The sequence below is a fragment of the Pseudomonas putida genome (assembly GCF_002741075.1).
Lineage (GTDB): Bacteria > Pseudomonadota > Gammaproteobacteria > Pseudomonadales > Pseudomonadaceae > Aquipseudomonas > Aquipseudomonas putida_T.
This window is the reverse complement of sequence record NZ_CP016634.1, coordinates 454577-471287: the sequence shown is the minus strand read 5'-3', so window position 1 is coordinate 471287 and position 16711 is coordinate 454577. Positions and strand designations below refer to the sequence as shown.

Sequence of the window (16711 nt, the reverse complement as noted above, 5' to 3'; positions counted from 1 at the left end):
ACGATCGGATTTTTCGGATTCAGATACCACTTGGTTGCATATCCCCATCGATAAAGATGCGATGCCACAGTTCAAGGCAGAGCAACCCCCATACCACGCGTCCGAATTCACGTTCATTGCTCAATGTCTTCTCGACAGCGGACACATTGTACAAACCACGCTGCCGTGCGCGATCAGACAGTAGCGTGTCACGAACAAAGTCACGCGCCACACCTTTAGTCCATTGCGTCAATGGCGTCGGGAAACCCATCTTGTCCTTGCGCTCGAAAATACTCTGCGGAACGCTATTGCGCACCGCTTCCTTGAACAAATGTTTCATGCGCCCGTTTGCAAACTTGATGTTCGGCGGAATGGTGGCCATGAACTCGACGATTCGATGATCCAGCAGCGGTACCCGCGACTCAATGGACGCTGCCATGCTGGTGCGATCTTCTACATGAAGTAGCGCTGGTAACGATCCTTTAAGATCGAAGTAGGTCATCTGATTGACTAACGAATGCAACTCGTCGCGATTGAAAATACGCTGGAATGATTCGAACGATGAATAGCCACTATTACCCATCAACGCATCTTGGTTGAAGAGTTGAGTCATCCCCTCGCTACGATCCACCAGACTGAAATAGCGCTGATCATGAGGCCCGAATAAGCCGTTTTTCCAAAGCCCCTGCAGCATCGGCTGGTAGGTGGCCAGCAGCGGCATGTTTGGCACGATGGATTCGAGCGACACAGCATAGCGATTTTGGTTGGCCGTCTGGTAGATCGCGCCCGAGAGGCATTTTTCCAAGTAAGCCGCCATGTATCGAGCATAGCCGATAAATAGTTCATCGCCCCCTTGGCCGCCCATGACCACTTTCACATGCTGGCTGGCCAACCGTGAAACATAATACTGAGGAATTACGCCAGGCCCTGCCAGAGGTTCATCCATGTAATGCATCAGACGTGGCAGGATATCCGCCAGTTCCTGTCCGGCCGGGATGTAAATTTCGTTATAAGTAGTTCCAGCAAACGCTGCTACATCCTTGGCATAGTGCGTTTCGTCAAACTGCGGCCCCTCATTGAAAGCCCCGGTGAATGTATGCATCGGCTCTCCGCCTAACATACGGGACGCGAGACAGACAACCGCGCTGGAATCCAGGCCACCTGACAAATGAGCGCCCAAAGGCACATCCGATCGCATGTGCAGGCGTATAGAGTCGTCAATCAGACCTGCCAGCGTATCGATGAAGTAACTTTCGTCGTGCTCATCGTCGATGTTGTACTGAAGGTCCCAATACTGACGGGTACTGATCTTGAGAGTACTTCCCTCGTAACGAGCTGATAGGCAGTGGCCAGGTTCCAGCTTCTCGACGCCTTTGAACAAGGTTTTTTGATCAAGGCAGAACTGGAAGGTAAGGTAGTCCTGCAAACCTTCCGGGTTGGCTTGGGCGCGCACGGAGGGATCAGCCAGAATAGCCTTGATTTCGGAAGCAAACAGTAGGCGTTTACCATCAAAATGGTAATAAAAGGGTTTGATCCCAACCCGGTCCCTAGCGCAGAACAACCGATGCTCATGACGGTCCCAGATCGCAAAGGCAAACATCCCCTGCAAGCGGTCCACAAAAGATTCGCCCCATTCTCGATAGGCATACAGCAGTACTTCGGTGTCGGAATAGCTATGAATCGGATGCCCCTTGCCAATCAACTCGCGGCGCAATTCCAGATAGTTATAGATCGCTCCGTTAAACACCACGATAAATCGACCATCTTCGGTCACCATTGGCTGTTTGCCGTGCTCAGGGTCGATAATCGCCAAGCGTACATGGCCCAGACCCATTGGCCGACGAGTATCCAGCCAAACGCCGTCTCCGTCTGGGCCGCGATGGCGGATTGCACCCATCATTTTCCTGAGCGATTGCTCGATTTCACCGCTACTGGCCGAACTGGCCAGGAAACCCGTTATTCCGCACATAGACATTGTATCCAGTAATTAGCCGGCTTTTTGCAAACTGTAGCTCTGCATATTAATGTAACGATATTCAGGGCCAACATAATTATGCAATAGCCGTATTTTCATTACATCTGCATGGGCTTCAAATGGAATATCCCAGTGCTGGGCCTGGGAATCTTTGAAGTCGAAAGTTTTTTCCAAGATTTTTTTCGTGACCACCATTGGAGTCGAATATCACAGCCCGCAAAGTAAACGTCTTATCTTCAGACCTGACATCCCCACCAATGCTCTTTGCGACAACTTTAAAAATATATTTCTCTTTAGCATCCAAGGCTGTCAGCGTCCATTCCTGCTGTTGGTTCAAAGTAGCAGCACCTAAATAACCAGCCCCCTGCCACATCGCTCCAAACTTCGTCTCATCCACCGAGCTTTGTCCGACAAACGAAAGTTTCAGAGGAAAATAGAAGGGACGATCAGGACCAATCACACCTGATGGGCTAGCCTGCGTAAAAATATTCTTTCCCGTATAACCTTCAATCCCAGACCGCATAAGAGAGTGGTGAACCTGAATATTCATCCCTTTTGCATATCCAGCTTTTATTTCATCAAATGACAAAGGAGCATTACTACCAACCAAAGTATAAAAAGCACCAAAGGTAGGATCATAAAGAGCCCACTTACCTTGGACTTTAATTTCGGCCACGGCATGACCATCATTCTTAGGATAATTCAAAAGACTTATTACTCGCCCTTCAATACCCTGCGCCGCAGAAAGAGCCAACAATGTGTTGGTAAAGGAACCGCAAGCTCCCACGCGCTCGTCAATAGCTGCCTCAGGAGTCATGGAGCTGGCAACACCAACTTTGAAACCATTTATGAACTTCATAAAGCTCAAAATTTTCTCATGATCGCCCTCTACTCCCTTAACCAGCTCATCGGAAATAGACTTCACCTTTGTAGTCACCGGAAGCCTAAAAATCCGTAACGGGTTACGCTCATCCTGAGCGTCCAGATAATCCTCACCCGGCTCAAGTTTAACGGTAAGCTGGTCTGACGGTGCACCTTCAGACACAGTGGCGTTAAATTCTATCAGACGCATGAGCAAGCGCGATTGCCCAACAAACTGAGAGAACTCAATACGTAATGAATCAAAAGGCTCGACTGCACTAAGCTTGATTTTCGCTTCCTTGCCATTTATTAAATTTACGTCGGCCAATATTTTTTTAACACGTCCACTACCATTAAGAGCCACAACCTTGACATTACCTGGATAGTTAAGCGCACTGTCCCAACCAAGTGTGAGCACCCCATTTGATGCCGGTCTTTCCAGACGCAAGCTTACATAACCAGGATTAACGCCCTCCAAACTGGCGACATAATTATCTTCTGCACTTCCATCGAGGGCATTCGCAAACCCAAATCCTTCATATGTGGGCGAAGAATCAATAAGCGAAAGCTGCACCTTCCCAAAGGGAGAATCCGCCTCAGGCTCGACAATAACCGAGCTTCCATTCTTCTTCGCATTCAAGAAATAGTGCTGACGCTCGGCGTACTGCTCAAAAAACCAGTCTCCGGTCAACTTAGCAATATTTCTTAACTGGGCCACTTCGAATGCCTGATAATCCTCCCCCTTATACCAACCCATATCCTGTGGACGGACGCTTATCACTGCCACCTTCCACTTCTGGTCACCTATAGTAGTAATTAATGAGTTATGCAATGGGACAAATTTCAACCTATTGCCCTCACTGATCGACTGTACCTTTACGACGAATTTGCCAACTGCAACATCCTTATAACGAATGACGAGGCGATGAGGCTGAATATCAAAATAGTCAGAAAAATCAGTAACTGGCAATTGCATTAGAGCATAGACATTCTGCCGAGTCCCGCCCTGCACAGGCTCTGCGCGAATCTTATAACCATTGTTAAATGAGCGAACCTTACGTCCATCAATTTCTTTTTCACTTGACCAATCCAACCCTGAAATCCTAGAGTCGCCTTTGAATGCCATTGCATTACCAACATCTAAACGAACAGCTTTGGAGAACTCAGGAGCTTCTAACCGAATACTTTCGATCAGTGGTGATGTGTCACCTTTCAGCCAGTCAAGCTGGAATAGTAACTCTTTCTTAGGATTAAGATCATAACGCAGCCAATAACCAGTATCGAAACGGGAAACATACTCAGTCAGAGACGTTAACCCTTTCTTCCACAATATTTGGCCCAAGGACGCGTCTACTTTCTTCGCGACGTCATGGATAACCGGAAGAGCCGAGAGCTGAGCATTAAGCACATGGGTGCGATTTGGCACTTCTTCGAAGAACAGTCCACCCTGACGATCCTTATGAGCCAAACCACCTTGTGCGATCTCAACGCCGTAGGCCTTAAGTGCGCCCCGAAGAGTCTTTTGGACAAGTGCATTATCGGCAATGTCTTCCTGCAATGTCTGGTGTAAGGCTTTCAGGATATAAGTTTGCCCAAAGGAAGACTGCCAAGGCGCAGGGGTAACTACATCATTGTAGACATTTTGGAAGTTAAATTTATATAAAACAGAACCACCAGCAGAAACCTGATTCTTTGCGTCAAGTATCCAGTTTATTGCCGGCTTTCGTTTGACACTATCCTTAGCAATATTAAACTCTTTCAGCAAAGTGCTTAAATTTGCCATGCGCCGACCATCAATAGCTTGACTAGCCACAATATAAGGCGAGTAGACTGCCTTCCCAGTCCTCTTCAAATGGTCAGATGTCCCTACATGCATGAGCAATACGCCGTTCTTGTCTTGAGAATAGAATGGCAAGACAGGCGTCTGCGCTGTGACTGCTCTTTTGACCGGCTCGACATCGACCATGTCCATTTCGGATTGGCTATTAGAGTAACCACGAGCCAAATCACGCCAAGAGTTAAAGCGCTGGTCCCTCGCAGCAAGTTTCGTCAAATATTCGGCATGCTTGAAACCATAGGTCGTACCGACCCAATTACCCAGATCTCGGGGTTTAACGGGAACTTTCCACTGCCGCCACTTCTCGCTCCCAGACAATAGGAGTTCGCCATCTGCAAGACTATGGAATGTTGCACTACCAGGGGCTATTGAGCGCATTTGAACTTCAAGGTTACCTGGTCGCTCGTCGAGATACTCGATCATCAACTCAAAACGTTGCGTGCGAAGATTATCCTTCCACTCATCTGGCAAGTTCAGATAGAAATAGGTATAAGGGGCTACCCATTGCCCTTCGCTATCTGGCGTCTCACGTTCTCCCGTCACTGGCTTAAGCCGACGCACAGTGCGTCCATCAACTCGCTCAATTTGTCCCCAGTCGTTACCGGCAATCCGCGCTGTACCGTTGGCATCTTTCTCGCCACCGACGTCAAGGACAGACTCTTTACCGGAAACTGGATCGCGTAAGACAATCCGATCAATGGCTAATTCAGGATTTGCAAACCCGTAGGGGTTGGCCAGGCGGAACAGTAATTCCTGCTTGCGTGGATTTAGGTCGTAGCGCAGCCAGTAGCCGGCGTCGTAAAGAGGCAACCAGCGCAGCAATGTATCACTGCCTTTTGCGAACCATTCGCCGTAACGGGCGTCACCAGTAGCATCCTTCAACTCCCCCAACGCCATCAGAGCGCGCATATGCCCATTTAAGATGTGCGAGGGGTTCCGGACTGATGAAGAAATCTCTTCAAACCAGATGTCCTTCCCTGAAGCAAACAGAAACCCTCCTTTTTCGAGCGGCACGAACAGCGCTTCTGCCGCCTTGATAGCTTGCTCCAGACTGGATTTGTCCTTATTCACTCTCCAATCGGCCAACAGCGCTTGAATACCTACGGCCTGACCAAAGGCGCTACTCCACGGTGCCTTGATTGAGACATCGTTGTAGGTGCTATCAAAGGAATAGGGCCAAACCCAATAGCCGTTCTTATCCTTGGATAGATGATTTTTCAGCCAAGCAATACTGGTTGCGAAACGCTTGGCATCAGGCTTGATGCCCAATTTAGGATCATAATTTTCCACTCCTGCATAAGCCAGGGCATACAACGCCGTCCAAGCAGGATGATCTACACTTCCTATACCGTCAATAAAGAGATGCGGAACTCCTGCAGAGTCTACTTTGTGCACGGCTTGATCGACATTGGTTTGTGGAATAACACTGTCGGCGTTAACAGCAACAGAAACGAATAACGCTGCTGTAAAACAAAATGCTTTTAATGCATGCTGCCTAAAACTGATCATCCAATGACTCCAGCCGAAGAGCTCCGATCAACCGCATCCACATGGAGGAACCGGTTCATTGCATTTACATAGATAAGGTCCTGGCTACTCCAGGCAAGGCCACGACGCTTCTGTTTGAGGTTATCACGCCATACCGGGAAGCGATCGGAACTGAAGGCAGCGTCAATCGCACGCGCAATGTCTTTCGCAGTATTCATTTTAACGGAATAACCAAACTCATTATCCCGCACAAAACGATTCAGCTCTGGAGAGTCATTGGCCAAGATAGGCAACCCTGCCTGAATGAACTCGAACAGTTTGTTGGGTGTGCAGTAGTACGAGTTAAGGTCGACATGAGGATAAGGAATAATACCCAAGTCGGCTGAAGCACTGTGCTGCAGCAGCTCACTTTGCGGCACGGCATTCAGGAAGTGAACTCGTGTACCCAACAAATTCAGACGTTTTGCCTTAGTTTTGAGCACCTCACCAAACGGGCCAAAGCCCATCATGACTAAGTCCACCTCTGCACGGGTAACATGTGCCATGGCCTGAACGAGGATTTCCAGGCTGCGATTAGGTGCAAATCCGCCTTGGAACAGCAAAATTCGCCGCTCTGTGCTCAGCCCGAGCTCTTGACGTAAAAGATCGTAATGCCGCGTCGGATCGAATTCCGCTGGAGGATCGATTGCATTGAGCAAAGTCACCGGTTTTTCGATCTGGTAACGGTGCGCCATCTCATCGCCAATCGACTCGTTAACCGCGAACACGAGATCGGCCTTCTTGATATGTTCCGCCTCTGCTTGTGAACAGATAAGCCGCTGGGGCTCAGAGAAGGACTTCTGCTCCGGATAGAGCTCATGCGCATCGTAGACCAGCGGTACACCCCAGCTTGCCGCGAGTTCGCTACCGGCTTCCAGTGCAGGTAAATCGTGAACCTGAACGATATCACAGGGCAGGTCTAGGCCGTGGCGCACAAAGGCCTGCCGGAATGGCAAAGGATCGTGCAAAAGACGATTCTTGTAGCGCTTCAACAATAGGGCTTTGTACAGCATCCAGTTCACACGACTCCCCACACGCTGAATCAGTCCAGGGAGGACCGAGTAACGGCCGCACAGCGAGCCTGCCACTCGATTCAATTTGTCTTGACGAGCCAGGTACCCCTTGTAGGTCGGGTTTTCAGGAATGATGTCATTCAACCCTATACGAGTAAGGAAAATGCCTTCTGGCGTCTGCTCATGGTGTGTTGCGCTATCGAACGACAACGCCAGCAAGTGAACACGATGTCCACGCGAAATTAAAGACACCGCCTGAGCTACTACACGGCGATCCAGATGCTGATCATGGCACAACATTAAAACATCTGATCCGCCATTGGCAGTGGCTCGCCGTCTCAGATGTTCTTTCAATCTGTCTGACTGAACGTCATCAATCACAGTCTTTTGCTTTTGAGCCGATGCTCTTGCCAAGCAGTCATGAGCACCAGCCAATATCTGCTCGGGAGAGGGCGCTATAACCTCAGCCTTACCATTCAAAGCCTGAGGATCGAACCAATGCGGATAGGCAACCTGCACAAAAATTGCACTGGTCTCACCAGCCAGTCTTAGATAACGGCAACGTCCATCACTCGCGCTGTCATTCCAGATGACTGAGGGAGAATTCCCCAGTTGCAAAGATGCAAAAGGTTCATCCTTAGGGCATGAAGCCAGCACACCGTAGTATCCCGCCACTGGTTTACGCGGTAATGTGTAGGCGTAACTCTCCTCACCATCTTTCAGCACACAACCATTGACTAGTATTCCTTGTCCATCTTCCAACAACAAATGCAAATCGCCCTGGCTGGCCGGTACGCGCTTGACGTGCAAAATCGGATTTTCTTCATATAGGGGAAATTGCAGACGCCACTGCTCATTTGCACCAGAAACATACTGAGCGACCTGGCAAAAAGAAGCTAAATCTGAAACTGCAGGCTGCCCCGCGAAATCAACCATGGATGCCGCTTGGGGACGGGAGACAACCAGCCGTGGTGAGGGCAACTCGGCATTGGATTCGTCACGTTGAAAGATCACCAAGATCTCACTATGACTGCGACAGTAACGCTGTTCACCGAGCACAGGATACAGTTTTGCTGCCAGCCCTTGGGCGAGTACTGGTGACAGAGGCTGTGCCGCGGCGACAGCCTCACCGGCACTTGCGCAGGCTGGGCAAATTGCAAGATCCCACCCTGACCATTCATCAAGCACCTGACGACGGAAATGTGTCTCGGGCGGCAACGTGGCGCTCCAAGGTTCCCCCGACAATACGGTAGCGGCTATGCGCCATCCTGAAGGACAGTGACGATGCAGTTCAGCGATGTCATAGCTGCGTTGATGCCAGTTGACATGGTAATGGTTGCCACATTCCTTGCAACGCGCCGTGGCATCCAACAACTCCTCACGGAAGGGAACAGCAACCATGACCACTTTGCTTGCAACCCGGAACAACTCCCGCCAAGCTGCAGCTTCAATTTCATCGGGTATGTGCTCTAGGACATCGGTTGTCATGACTAGGTCAAAGGCTCCCGCATCAAAGGGCAACTCTTGTGCATCCCCGATGACACTAGAAAATGGCAGCCGCGACAAGGCCTCTGAACTGCTATCCAGGCCCACGAGGGTAGACATGCCAAGCCTCTGAAGAGCGGACGTGAGCTTGCCATCCCCACAACCCACATCAAGTACCGACTCAATGCCCGAAGGCCAAAAGTCAGTAATGGCTTGCAGCAAGTTCCGCTGCCCTTCCTGTAATGGTTGATCCCAAACCTCGGGAGAGCCATACAAGTGGATATCCTGAATCATCACAGAAGCTCCCAGTCTGCCGGTTGATAAACGGTCCCGATTTGCACATGAATACCGGGTGGTGAAAGGACCTTCAATGCATAACAGCGGTCGTGCAAATCATAGGATGAAGGCTCAATCGCAGTGGCAACGCTCAACTCTCGGAACAATGCAACAGAAACGAGGTAATCACCAGGCCCAAGCAGCAGGGGTGAAAAACTGACCCTAATGCCGCCCTTACCTTCAATCTGAGAAAAATTCGCTCCGCTCAGACGCGAAATCACCTGCATGACACAGGTGCCATCAGGACGATAAATAGCTACCACCGGAACGGGGTCTATAATGGTCTGGCTCGCCTCGAAGGCAATTACAGCGCACGCTGGTTCTCCAGTGATCAGTGTATGACGACGTGTACCTTCGCTATCAAAGAATCCGAAGCCTGTGATATGCACTTCACCACTGCCATAACGATCATCGCTGCTCAGATCTTGCAGGTCGTTGAGCAGCTTTTCCTGATCGTCCTGTTCATCGTCGGCCTCAATATTGATGGGCAAACGCAGGGTCTGCCACTGGTCACCACTCACAACAGCAATTTCGGCCAAGGGAAGGTATGTATTTTGCTGATGATCAAATTGCTCGACACATACAGGATGGCTGGAACTGGCACGAAGCTCGAGTTGCACCCAAGCTCCCACAGGAATTGCCGCTGGCCATGATATCTGCATAGGCGCATGTTTGTAGCGCCCGCCAAAATCACCAAATGCCCAACTTGCACTATCCGTTGCCGACTCAACCGGACGCCAGTTCATGAATTGGGGATCATTCAACAAACAGGACCCTTCCGACTGCTTGCTGGTGAGGTCAATGCTACCCAGTACGCCATGGTAGTCACCGTATTCGACCGAACGCAGCAAAACAGGCTCTGAAGGTGGAGAACCATCGCGTCCCACCAGACGTAAAAGGCTCGTCTGATCGCGGCCACTAAGTAGTTGCGCCACCTGGTTACGCGTCAAGGACATGCTCTTGGCCCTGATCCGCCGCTCTTCTTCTTCCCTTACACTTGCTAGATAAGCTTTGCTTACCGGCAGAAGAGAGCCGTCCTGACGTATCTTTCCACTTTGAAGCCAGATCCCGCGATCACACAACATTTGCACAGAGCTGATGTCATGGGAAACGAACAGAATAGTCGCACCCTGATTGGTCAGAGCCTTCATTCGCTGAATGCACTTGCCCAGGAAATAAGCATCACCGGCACCCAGGATTTCATCGATAATCAAGATGTCTGGTGTAATGGTGGTAGCAACAGCAAACGCAAGGCGAGCATACATGCCTGCAGAGTACTCTTTGACCGGTCGATGGAGAAAGTTATCCAGCTCGGTAAATTCAGTGATTTCTTCGATGTACTCACCCATCCGCGAAGGCGAAATTCCCTGATAGGAGAGCGCAGAGCGGATATTTTCGAGGCCAGTGAAGTCCGGATGAAATCCAGTACCAAGAGTCATCAATGCCTGGACTTGACCATTGACCTGTATATCTCCACTGTCAGCACGCATCTGTCCGGAAATCAGGCGTAACAACGTGCTCTTGCCCGCCCCGTTCCGACCGATCAGAGCCACTTTCTCGCCACGAGAAATTTTCAGATCAATCCCGGCCAGCGCTTGAAACACGTCATAACGCTTTTTGGAAATTGGCAGCCCCAGTGCATCCAGCGCTCTCCAACCAGGATGCTGAAAGCGGCGAAAAGACTTATTGACACCTGAGAGCGAAATAGAGAAATCAGACATAGTCAGCGAACAATGGCTTGAGTCGAAGAATGAGTGCGCCGCCCAATGCAAATAGCGCGCACGAAAATAGTGCGAAGAAGCCCAGTTTTTCTAAGGGAATGACACCCTGCATCAGGCAAGAGCGATACAACTCCATCAGCCAAGCCAGAGGGTTAAATAGCAATACTCCCTGGACACCGGCTGGCACCATGTCGGCGGTATAACCAATGGGCGAGACCATCATGAGAAACAGTACCAAAATCGGTATAGCCTGTTGTAAATCGCGAAAAAATACCGTCAGCGTTGCACTGATCCAAACAAGACCTAGCACCATCATGATTTGTAATAGATAGATTACAGGGACCATCAGGTGTGCCCAGTTAAGGCCATGATAAAACAGAACTGTTCCCCATAGGAGCAACATCCCCACACCCATTGTGGTATGGCCAATGAACACTTCTCGGGCGACCACTAACTCGATAGGGAACAGTGTGTTCATCAAAAGATCACGGTTTGCGACGATACTGACAGTACCAACACCAAAGGCCTCTGAAAAGGCTAGAAAAGGCACCAGTCCGGAAAACACCACCAAGATATACTCAGCAGTACCCAACCCGGGGACGCGAACCTGAAGAATCTGGACGAATACCAGACTGTACATGCCGAGGAAAATCAAAGGATAGAGCAACAGCCACAACGCACCCAATACATTGCCACTGGTCCGCTTTCTAAGCCCCTGCAAGACAGTGGAAAATAGTATCTGTCGATGCTTGATCAGGCTCAATAATGCGCTCATCTTTGATACTCACTCATCAGCTTTTCAACGATCTTGCGGCTGGCAAAACCATCACCGTAAGGCGCTATTTGGCTGTGAGCGACAATATTTGGGATATGTTCAAAGGCTTCTACTATCCGTGAGCACGAAGCACCGACCAGCTGATTCCAGCCGAGTTGAACCGTTTCAACCCACTCCGTTTCATCGCGCATGGTGATACATGGGACCTGATAGAAAAACGCTTCTTTTTGCACCCCACCGGAGTCAGTGATGATGGCCTTAGCCGCTTGCTCGAGAGCTACCATATCCAGGAAGGCAAGCGGCTGGACTACACACAGCGGCTCCAGCCATTGCTCCAGGCCATAGTCTTCGATCAATTTACGTGTACGAGGATGTATCGGCAGCACAACAGGCACACTTTGGGCGATTTTAGCCAATCCACGAAGTATTTCCGACAATCGCTCTTGTGAGTCAGTATTTTCAGCACGATGACACGTGGCCAATACAAAAGCGCTTTCACTAAGTCTCAAAGTACCCAGAATCTGGCTATTGCTACGAGCGATGTCACGATAGTGCAATGCAACATCGAACATAACATCACCGACATTGGCGACGCCTTTAGTGATGCCTTCACGCTGAAGGTTATCTATCGCCGACTCCGTAGGGCACAGCAGTAGTGTCGATACTCGATCCGATAGAATCCGGTTGACTTCTTCTGGCATACGCATATTGAATGAGCGCAGACCCGCTTCGACGTGAGCAACCGGAATATGCAGCTTGGCTGCCGCCAACGCACCGGCCAGCGTGGAATTGGTGTCGCCGTAAATCAAAACCCAGTCTGGCTTCTCGACCAGAAGAATCTTCTCAATGCCCTCCAGCATTCTGGCAGTCATCACACCGTGGGTACCACCTGACACTTCCAGATTGTACTTGGGCGTCGGAATTTTGAGTTCGTCAAAAAATACCTGGGACATGTTCGAATCATAGTGTTGACCTGTGTGCACCATGACTTCTTCAATTTTTCCCGGATGCTTGAGTATTTCTCTCGATACCGCTGCCGCCTTGATAAATTGCGGGCGCGCACCGACGATAGTGACGACTTTACAGGTCATTGGGAAATGCTCTCTTTCAAGGCCTTTACAACAATTTTTTGGACCGACTCGTCCAGATAGGGGTGCATCGGCAAACTCATGACCTCATTGGCCACCTGATCACCGACTGGCAGAATCGCCAAACTGTCCGCGACCGCTGGTTGACGGTTAAGCGGTATTGGGTAATGAACGGCGGTAGGGATACCGGCCTCCCTCAGCTTCTGCTGGACATTGTCACGATTTGCCACGCGGACTGTGTACTGAGCCCATGCGCTGGTATTGTCGGCTTGGACAAACGGCGTGGTCTCGATGCCTTGCGCTTGCAGCATGTCGCTGTAGCGGTTGGCTATCACTTGCCGCCACTCCAACTCTTCAAGGAAGATTTCCAGCTTGGGCAACAGAATCGCCGCCTGCAGTGTATCGAGCCGGCTATTTACTCCAACTCGAATGTGGTGATATCGGCGGTCCTGCCCGTGACGGGCAATTTGCCGGAGCACCAAAGCCAAGTCATCATCATTGGTGAACAACGCGCCTCCGTCGCCATAGCAACCCAATGGTTTGCTCGGGAAGAAGCTGGTGCAGGCAATCCGTGTCAGGCTGCAGGAGCGGCGTCCTTTATACGTCGCACCAAAACTCTGTGCCGCATCTTCGATCACCGTAATGCCATGTTTTTCGGCAATGGTATTGATGCAATCAAAATCCGCACATTGTCCATAAAGTGATACAGGAATAATAGCCTTGGTACGTGGAGTAATTGCTGCCTCGAGCAGTGCCGGGTCAAGGTTATAAGTGCGCGAATCGATATCCACATAAACCGGCTTGGCTCCAAGGAGTGCGACAGTCTCTGCGGTGGCGATATAAGTAAAACCGGGCGTGATCACTTCATCGCCCGGCCCCACTCCAAGCGCCATCAAGGCGATCTGCAGGGCATCGGTTCCATTGGCCACGCTGATGCAGTGGGCAACACCAACAAACGCTGCCAATTTCTGCTCTAACTCGTCAACCTCTGGCCCGAGGATGTACTGGCCGTGATCCAAAACACGCTGAATACCTGCGTCAATGCGTTCTTTGAGGCGCACTTGCTGGGTTTTAAGGTCGATGAACTCAATCATGCTGCTGATTCCTTGCTCAGTGTCCTGCCTTGCAAGCGGTAACGTGCGCCAGTGTGTTCACAGCAGACTTCACCATCACCCTCAAGCGGTAACTTTAATTGTTCGCCGAACTCACTCATCCAGCCAATCTGCCGACCTGGAACGCCAACAATCAACGCATATGCCGGAACATCTTTGTTCACTACGGCGCCGGCGCCAATAAAGGCGTATTCGCCAATGGTCACTCCGCACACAATGGTGCAGTTAGCGCCCAAAGTCGCCCCTTTACCTACTGCGGTGCTGCGGTACTCAGCCTTGCGTTCGATCAATGAGCGAGGGTTATAGACATTAGTGAATACCATGCTGGGACCGCAGAACACGCCATCCCCCAACGTGACATTGTCATAGACCGAGACGTTGTTCTGGATTTTCACGTCATTGCCGATAATAACTTTGTTGCCGACAAAAACATTCTGGCCCAGCGAGCATCGCTCGCCGACTACAGCACCAGAACATACATGTACAAAATGCCAGACGCGGCTATCTTTTCCGATCTGAGCACCATCATCAACGATGGCACTGGGATGAACCTGATAGGTCATGACTACCTCAACGCAGCAGGTTGACCAAAAACGGATGCCCCTCGCTATCACGGGCTGTGACTGGCGCAACGGAGCGAATCACATCAACAGTCTCGACACAGTGACGGGCGTCTTCAATACCGAAGCCCTTACCATCGAGAATGGCCTGATAGCTGACGGTATGCAGGTCTGTAAAGCCTTCGGAGAACTCGATTTCCTGGCTGTCGACGGTGATCGAACGATAAGTAGGCTTCTTGCCTTTTACAGACTCGGGAAGATCGTTAGCATCAATTGACAGGAACCAGCGCACTCGTGCGTTCTCATATTCGAGATAGCCTGCCGCCTTGTGTTCCGAGGTAAAATGCACGACGTTACGCTGCAGCCTGCCGAAGATGAAGTGCAACATGTCGTAGAAATGCACACCAATGTTCGTCGCCACACCGAACGACTTGCGTGGATCGCCCTTCCAGCTTTGCAGGTACCACTTGCCGCGGGAGGTGATGTACGTCAGATCAACTTCGTATTTGTGCGGGTTGTTTTCACGGGCAACCTTGTCCTTCAGGGCAATGATCGCTTGGTGATGGCGAAGCTGCAGGATGTTGAACAGGCGCTTGCCAGTTTCCTGCTCGACCAAGGCCAGTTCATCCAACTGCTGGGGGGTTGGAACCAGCGGTTTTTCGCAGATCACGTCGCAGCCCAGACGCAAGCCTGCCGCGATGTGGGGGTGGTGCAGGTAGTTCGGCGAGCAGATCGCCACGTAATCCAGAGCCGTGGCTGGGTCACGCTTGAGACCATGGGCATGGTCGAGGAAAAACTCGAACTCGGTGAAGAATTCGCTCTGCGGCGAAATACTGTCGATGACGCCTACCGAGTCATTGATGTCATACGCAGAAACCAGGCGGTTGCCGGTATCCTTGATGGCGCGCATATGACGAGGGGCGATGTAGCCTGCAGCACCGATGAGAGCAAAATTTTTCATGAAGCTTCCTTTGAAAAACGAATGAATCCGCCTGGCCGGAGGGCACAGGCGGATCAATTTGCTAGTACGCCAATCAGGCCTTGATGATATGCGCAGCAGGCGTGCGGTATTTACCGCGGCTATCGACGATCAACTTGGCATTGGATTTGATGAGGGCATAGTCGAAATCGTCGTGATCAGTGGCAAGCACCACGGCATCGAAACCAGCCAGGTTCGAAGCGGTAAGCGGTTCGCTGCTCAGCTCGAAGTGGTGTTCACGCATCTTCGGGAACACCGGTACATGCGGGTCGCTGTAGGCAACCATACCGCCTTTGGCTTCAATGAGTTCCATGATTTCCACGGAGGGCGACTCACGCATGTCGTCGACGTTCTTCTTATAGGCGATACCGAGGACCAGCACCCGGCTTCCCTTGAGCGCTTTCCCCGATTCGTTCAGGCCGTCCATAAGCTTGCCCAGCACGTATTCGGGCATCGCTTGGTTGACCTCTCCAGACAATTCGATGAACCGAGTATGGAGACCGTACTCACGTGCCTTCCAGGTGAGGTAGAAGGGGTCGATTGGAATGCAGTGACCGCCCAGACCAGGACCTGGGTAATAAGGCGTGAAGCCGAACGGCTTGGTGGCGGCGGCATCAACCACTTCGAAGATGTCAATGCCCATGCGATCTGCGACGATCTTCATCTCGTTGACGAGGCCAATGTTGACCGCCCGGTGGATGTTCTCCAGCAGCTTGGTCATCTCGGCAGCCTTGGTGGAGCTTACCGGAACAACCTGGTCGATGGCCTGCTCGTAAAGTGCGATACCCACATCGAGGCATTTCGGTGTATGTCCGCCGATCACTTTCGGGATGGTGCGGGTTTCAAAGTTCGGATTACCCGGATCTTCACGCTCCGGCGAGTAAACGAGGAAGATATTCTCGCCGACAACCAAACCGCCTTCCTGCACGCGAGGCAGCAGCTCTTCTTCGGTAGTACCTGGGTAAGTGGTGCTTTCGAGGGAAACCACTTGGCCAGCACGCAAATAAGGTTTGAGCGCATCGGTGGTGTTGATCACGAAGCTCAGGTCCGGCTCGCGATACTTATTCAGCGGCGTAGGCACGCACAGAATCAGCGCGTCGCACTCACTGGCACGCTCAAAATCAATGGTTGCCTCGAAGCCCGACTGACGAGCCTTGGCGATATTGGCAGCCGGGATATGCTCGATATAGCTTTGGCCAGCGTTAAGTTTATCGACCTTGGATTGATCAATATCAATACCTAAAACATTAAAGCCAATCGCATTATAACGCAGCATCAGTGGTAACCCGACATATCCGAGCCCTACGATACCAATCAAGGCCTGCCGGCTTTTATACTTTTCTACCACCGTGTTTATATCTGTCATGCTTTCCAACTCACCTTGATGTACATGCCCGTTCCATGACGGCGCAACGGGTTATTGATCCTTCACGATTCATTCGCCAACGAGTGAATCCATTGAT

10 protein-coding genes are annotated in these 16711 nt (G+C 50.9%); all 10 read right to left on the bottom strand.

What is annotated here, in order from left to right:
* Positions 1-19 precede the first annotated feature (19 nt).
* Positions 20-1948: an asparagine synthase (glutamine-hydrolyzing) gene (asnB, locus tag IEC33019_RS02550; RefSeq protein ID WP_099592982.1), complete on the bottom strand. Its 1929-nt coding sequence runs from the start codon at positions 1946-1948 to the stop codon at positions 20-22.
* A 121-nt stretch (positions 1949-2069) separates the two neighbouring features.
* A complete protein-coding gene (locus tag IEC33019_RS02545) occupies positions 2070-6161 on the bottom strand; it encodes a D-glucuronyl C5-epimerase family protein (protein WP_099592980.1) in 4092 nt (1363 codons plus the stop codon).
* The gene (locus IEC33019_RS02540) at positions 6158-8971 is read right to left on the bottom strand and encodes a methyltransferase domain-containing protein (protein WP_099592978.1); all 2814 of its coding nucleotides are present in this window, start codon (positions 8969-8971) and stop codon (positions 6158-6160) included. The genes IEC33019_RS02545 and IEC33019_RS02540 overlap by 4 nt, the downstream gene beginning before the upstream one ends.
* The gene (locus IEC33019_RS02535; RefSeq protein ID WP_099592976.1) at positions 8971-10734 is read right to left on the bottom strand and encodes an ABC transporter ATP-binding protein; all 1764 of its coding nucleotides are present in this window, start codon (positions 10732-10734) and stop codon (positions 8971-8973) included. Before IEC33019_RS02535 ends, IEC33019_RS02540 begins: the two co-directional genes overlap by 1 nt.
* Positions 10727-11509, bottom strand: a complete 783-nt coding sequence (locus IEC33019_RS02530) for an ABC transporter permease (RefSeq protein WP_099592974.1) — start codon at positions 11507-11509, stop codon at positions 10727-10729. The genes IEC33019_RS02535 and IEC33019_RS02530 overlap by 8 nt, the downstream gene beginning before the upstream one ends.
* Positions 11506-12600 carry a non-hydrolyzing UDP-N-acetylglucosamine 2-epimerase gene (gene wecB, locus IEC33019_RS02525; RefSeq protein ID WP_099592972.1) on the bottom strand — a complete coding sequence of 365 codons (1095 nt, stop codon included), beginning with the start codon at positions 12598-12600 and terminating at the stop codon, positions 11506-11508. The genes IEC33019_RS02530 and wecB overlap by 4 nt, the downstream gene beginning before the upstream one ends.
* Positions 12597-13691: a DegT/DnrJ/EryC1/StrS family aminotransferase gene (locus tag IEC33019_RS02520; protein ID WP_099592970.1), complete on the bottom strand. Its 1095-nt coding sequence runs from the start codon at positions 13689-13691 to the stop codon at positions 12597-12599. The genes wecB and IEC33019_RS02520 overlap by 4 nt, the downstream gene beginning before the upstream one ends.
* Positions 13688-14272: an acyltransferase gene (locus tag IEC33019_RS02515; RefSeq protein WP_099592968.1), complete on the bottom strand. Its 585-nt coding sequence runs from the start codon at positions 14270-14272 to the stop codon at positions 13688-13690. Before IEC33019_RS02515 ends, IEC33019_RS02520 begins: the two co-directional genes overlap by 4 nt.
* 7 nt (positions 14273-14279) lie before the next feature.
* A complete protein-coding gene (gene wbpB, locus IEC33019_RS02510; protein WP_099592966.1) occupies positions 14280-15230 on the bottom strand; it encodes a UDP-N-acetyl-2-amino-2-deoxy-D-glucuronate oxidase in 951 nt (316 codons plus the stop codon).
* Between the two features lie 73 nt (positions 15231-15303).
* Positions 15304-16614, bottom strand: coding sequence for a UDP-N-acetyl-D-glucosamine 6-dehydrogenase (gene wbpA / locus IEC33019_RS02505; protein ID WP_099592964.1), 1311 nt, complete (start codon positions 16612-16614; stop codon positions 15304-15306).
* Positions 16615-16711: the final 97 nt, after the last annotated feature.

Bases quoted from the DNA above. Each gene is read 5' to 3' on its own strand.
- asnB (WP_099592982.1), bottom strand. From the start codon at position 1,948: ATGTGCGGAATAACGGGTTTCCTGGCCAGTTCGGCCAGTAGCGGTGAA.
- IEC33019_RS02545 (WP_099592980.1), bottom strand. From the start codon at position 6,161: ATGATCAGTTTTAGGCAGCATGCATTAAAAGCATTTTGTTTTACAGCA.
- IEC33019_RS02540 (WP_099592978.1), bottom strand. From the start codon at position 8,971: ATGATTCAGGATATCCACTTGTATGGCTCTCCCGAGGTTTGGGATCAA.
- IEC33019_RS02535 (WP_099592976.1), bottom strand. From the start codon at position 10,734: ATGTCTGATTTCTCTATTTCGCTCTCAGGTGTCAATAAGTCTTTTCGC.
- IEC33019_RS02530 (WP_099592974.1), bottom strand. From the start codon at position 11,509: ATGAGCGCATTATTGAGCCTGATCAAGCATCGACAGATACTATTTTCC.
- wecB (WP_099592972.1), bottom strand. From the start codon at position 12,600: ATGACCTGTAAAGTCGTCACTATCGTCGGTGCGCGCCCGCAATTTATC.
- IEC33019_RS02520 (WP_099592970.1), bottom strand. From the start codon at position 13,691: ATGATTGAGTTCATCGACCTTAAAACCCAGCAAGTGCGCCTCAAAGAA.
- IEC33019_RS02515 (WP_099592968.1), bottom strand. From the start codon at position 14,272: ATGACCTATCAGGTTCATCCCAGTGCCATCGTTGATGATGGTGCTCAG.
- wbpB (WP_099592966.1), bottom strand. From the start codon at position 15,230: ATGAAAAATTTTGCTCTCATCGGTGCTGCAGGCTACATCGCCCCTCGT.
- wbpA (WP_099592964.1), bottom strand. From the start codon at position 16,614: ATGACAGATATAAACACGGTGGTAGAAAAGTATAAAAGCCGGCAGGCC.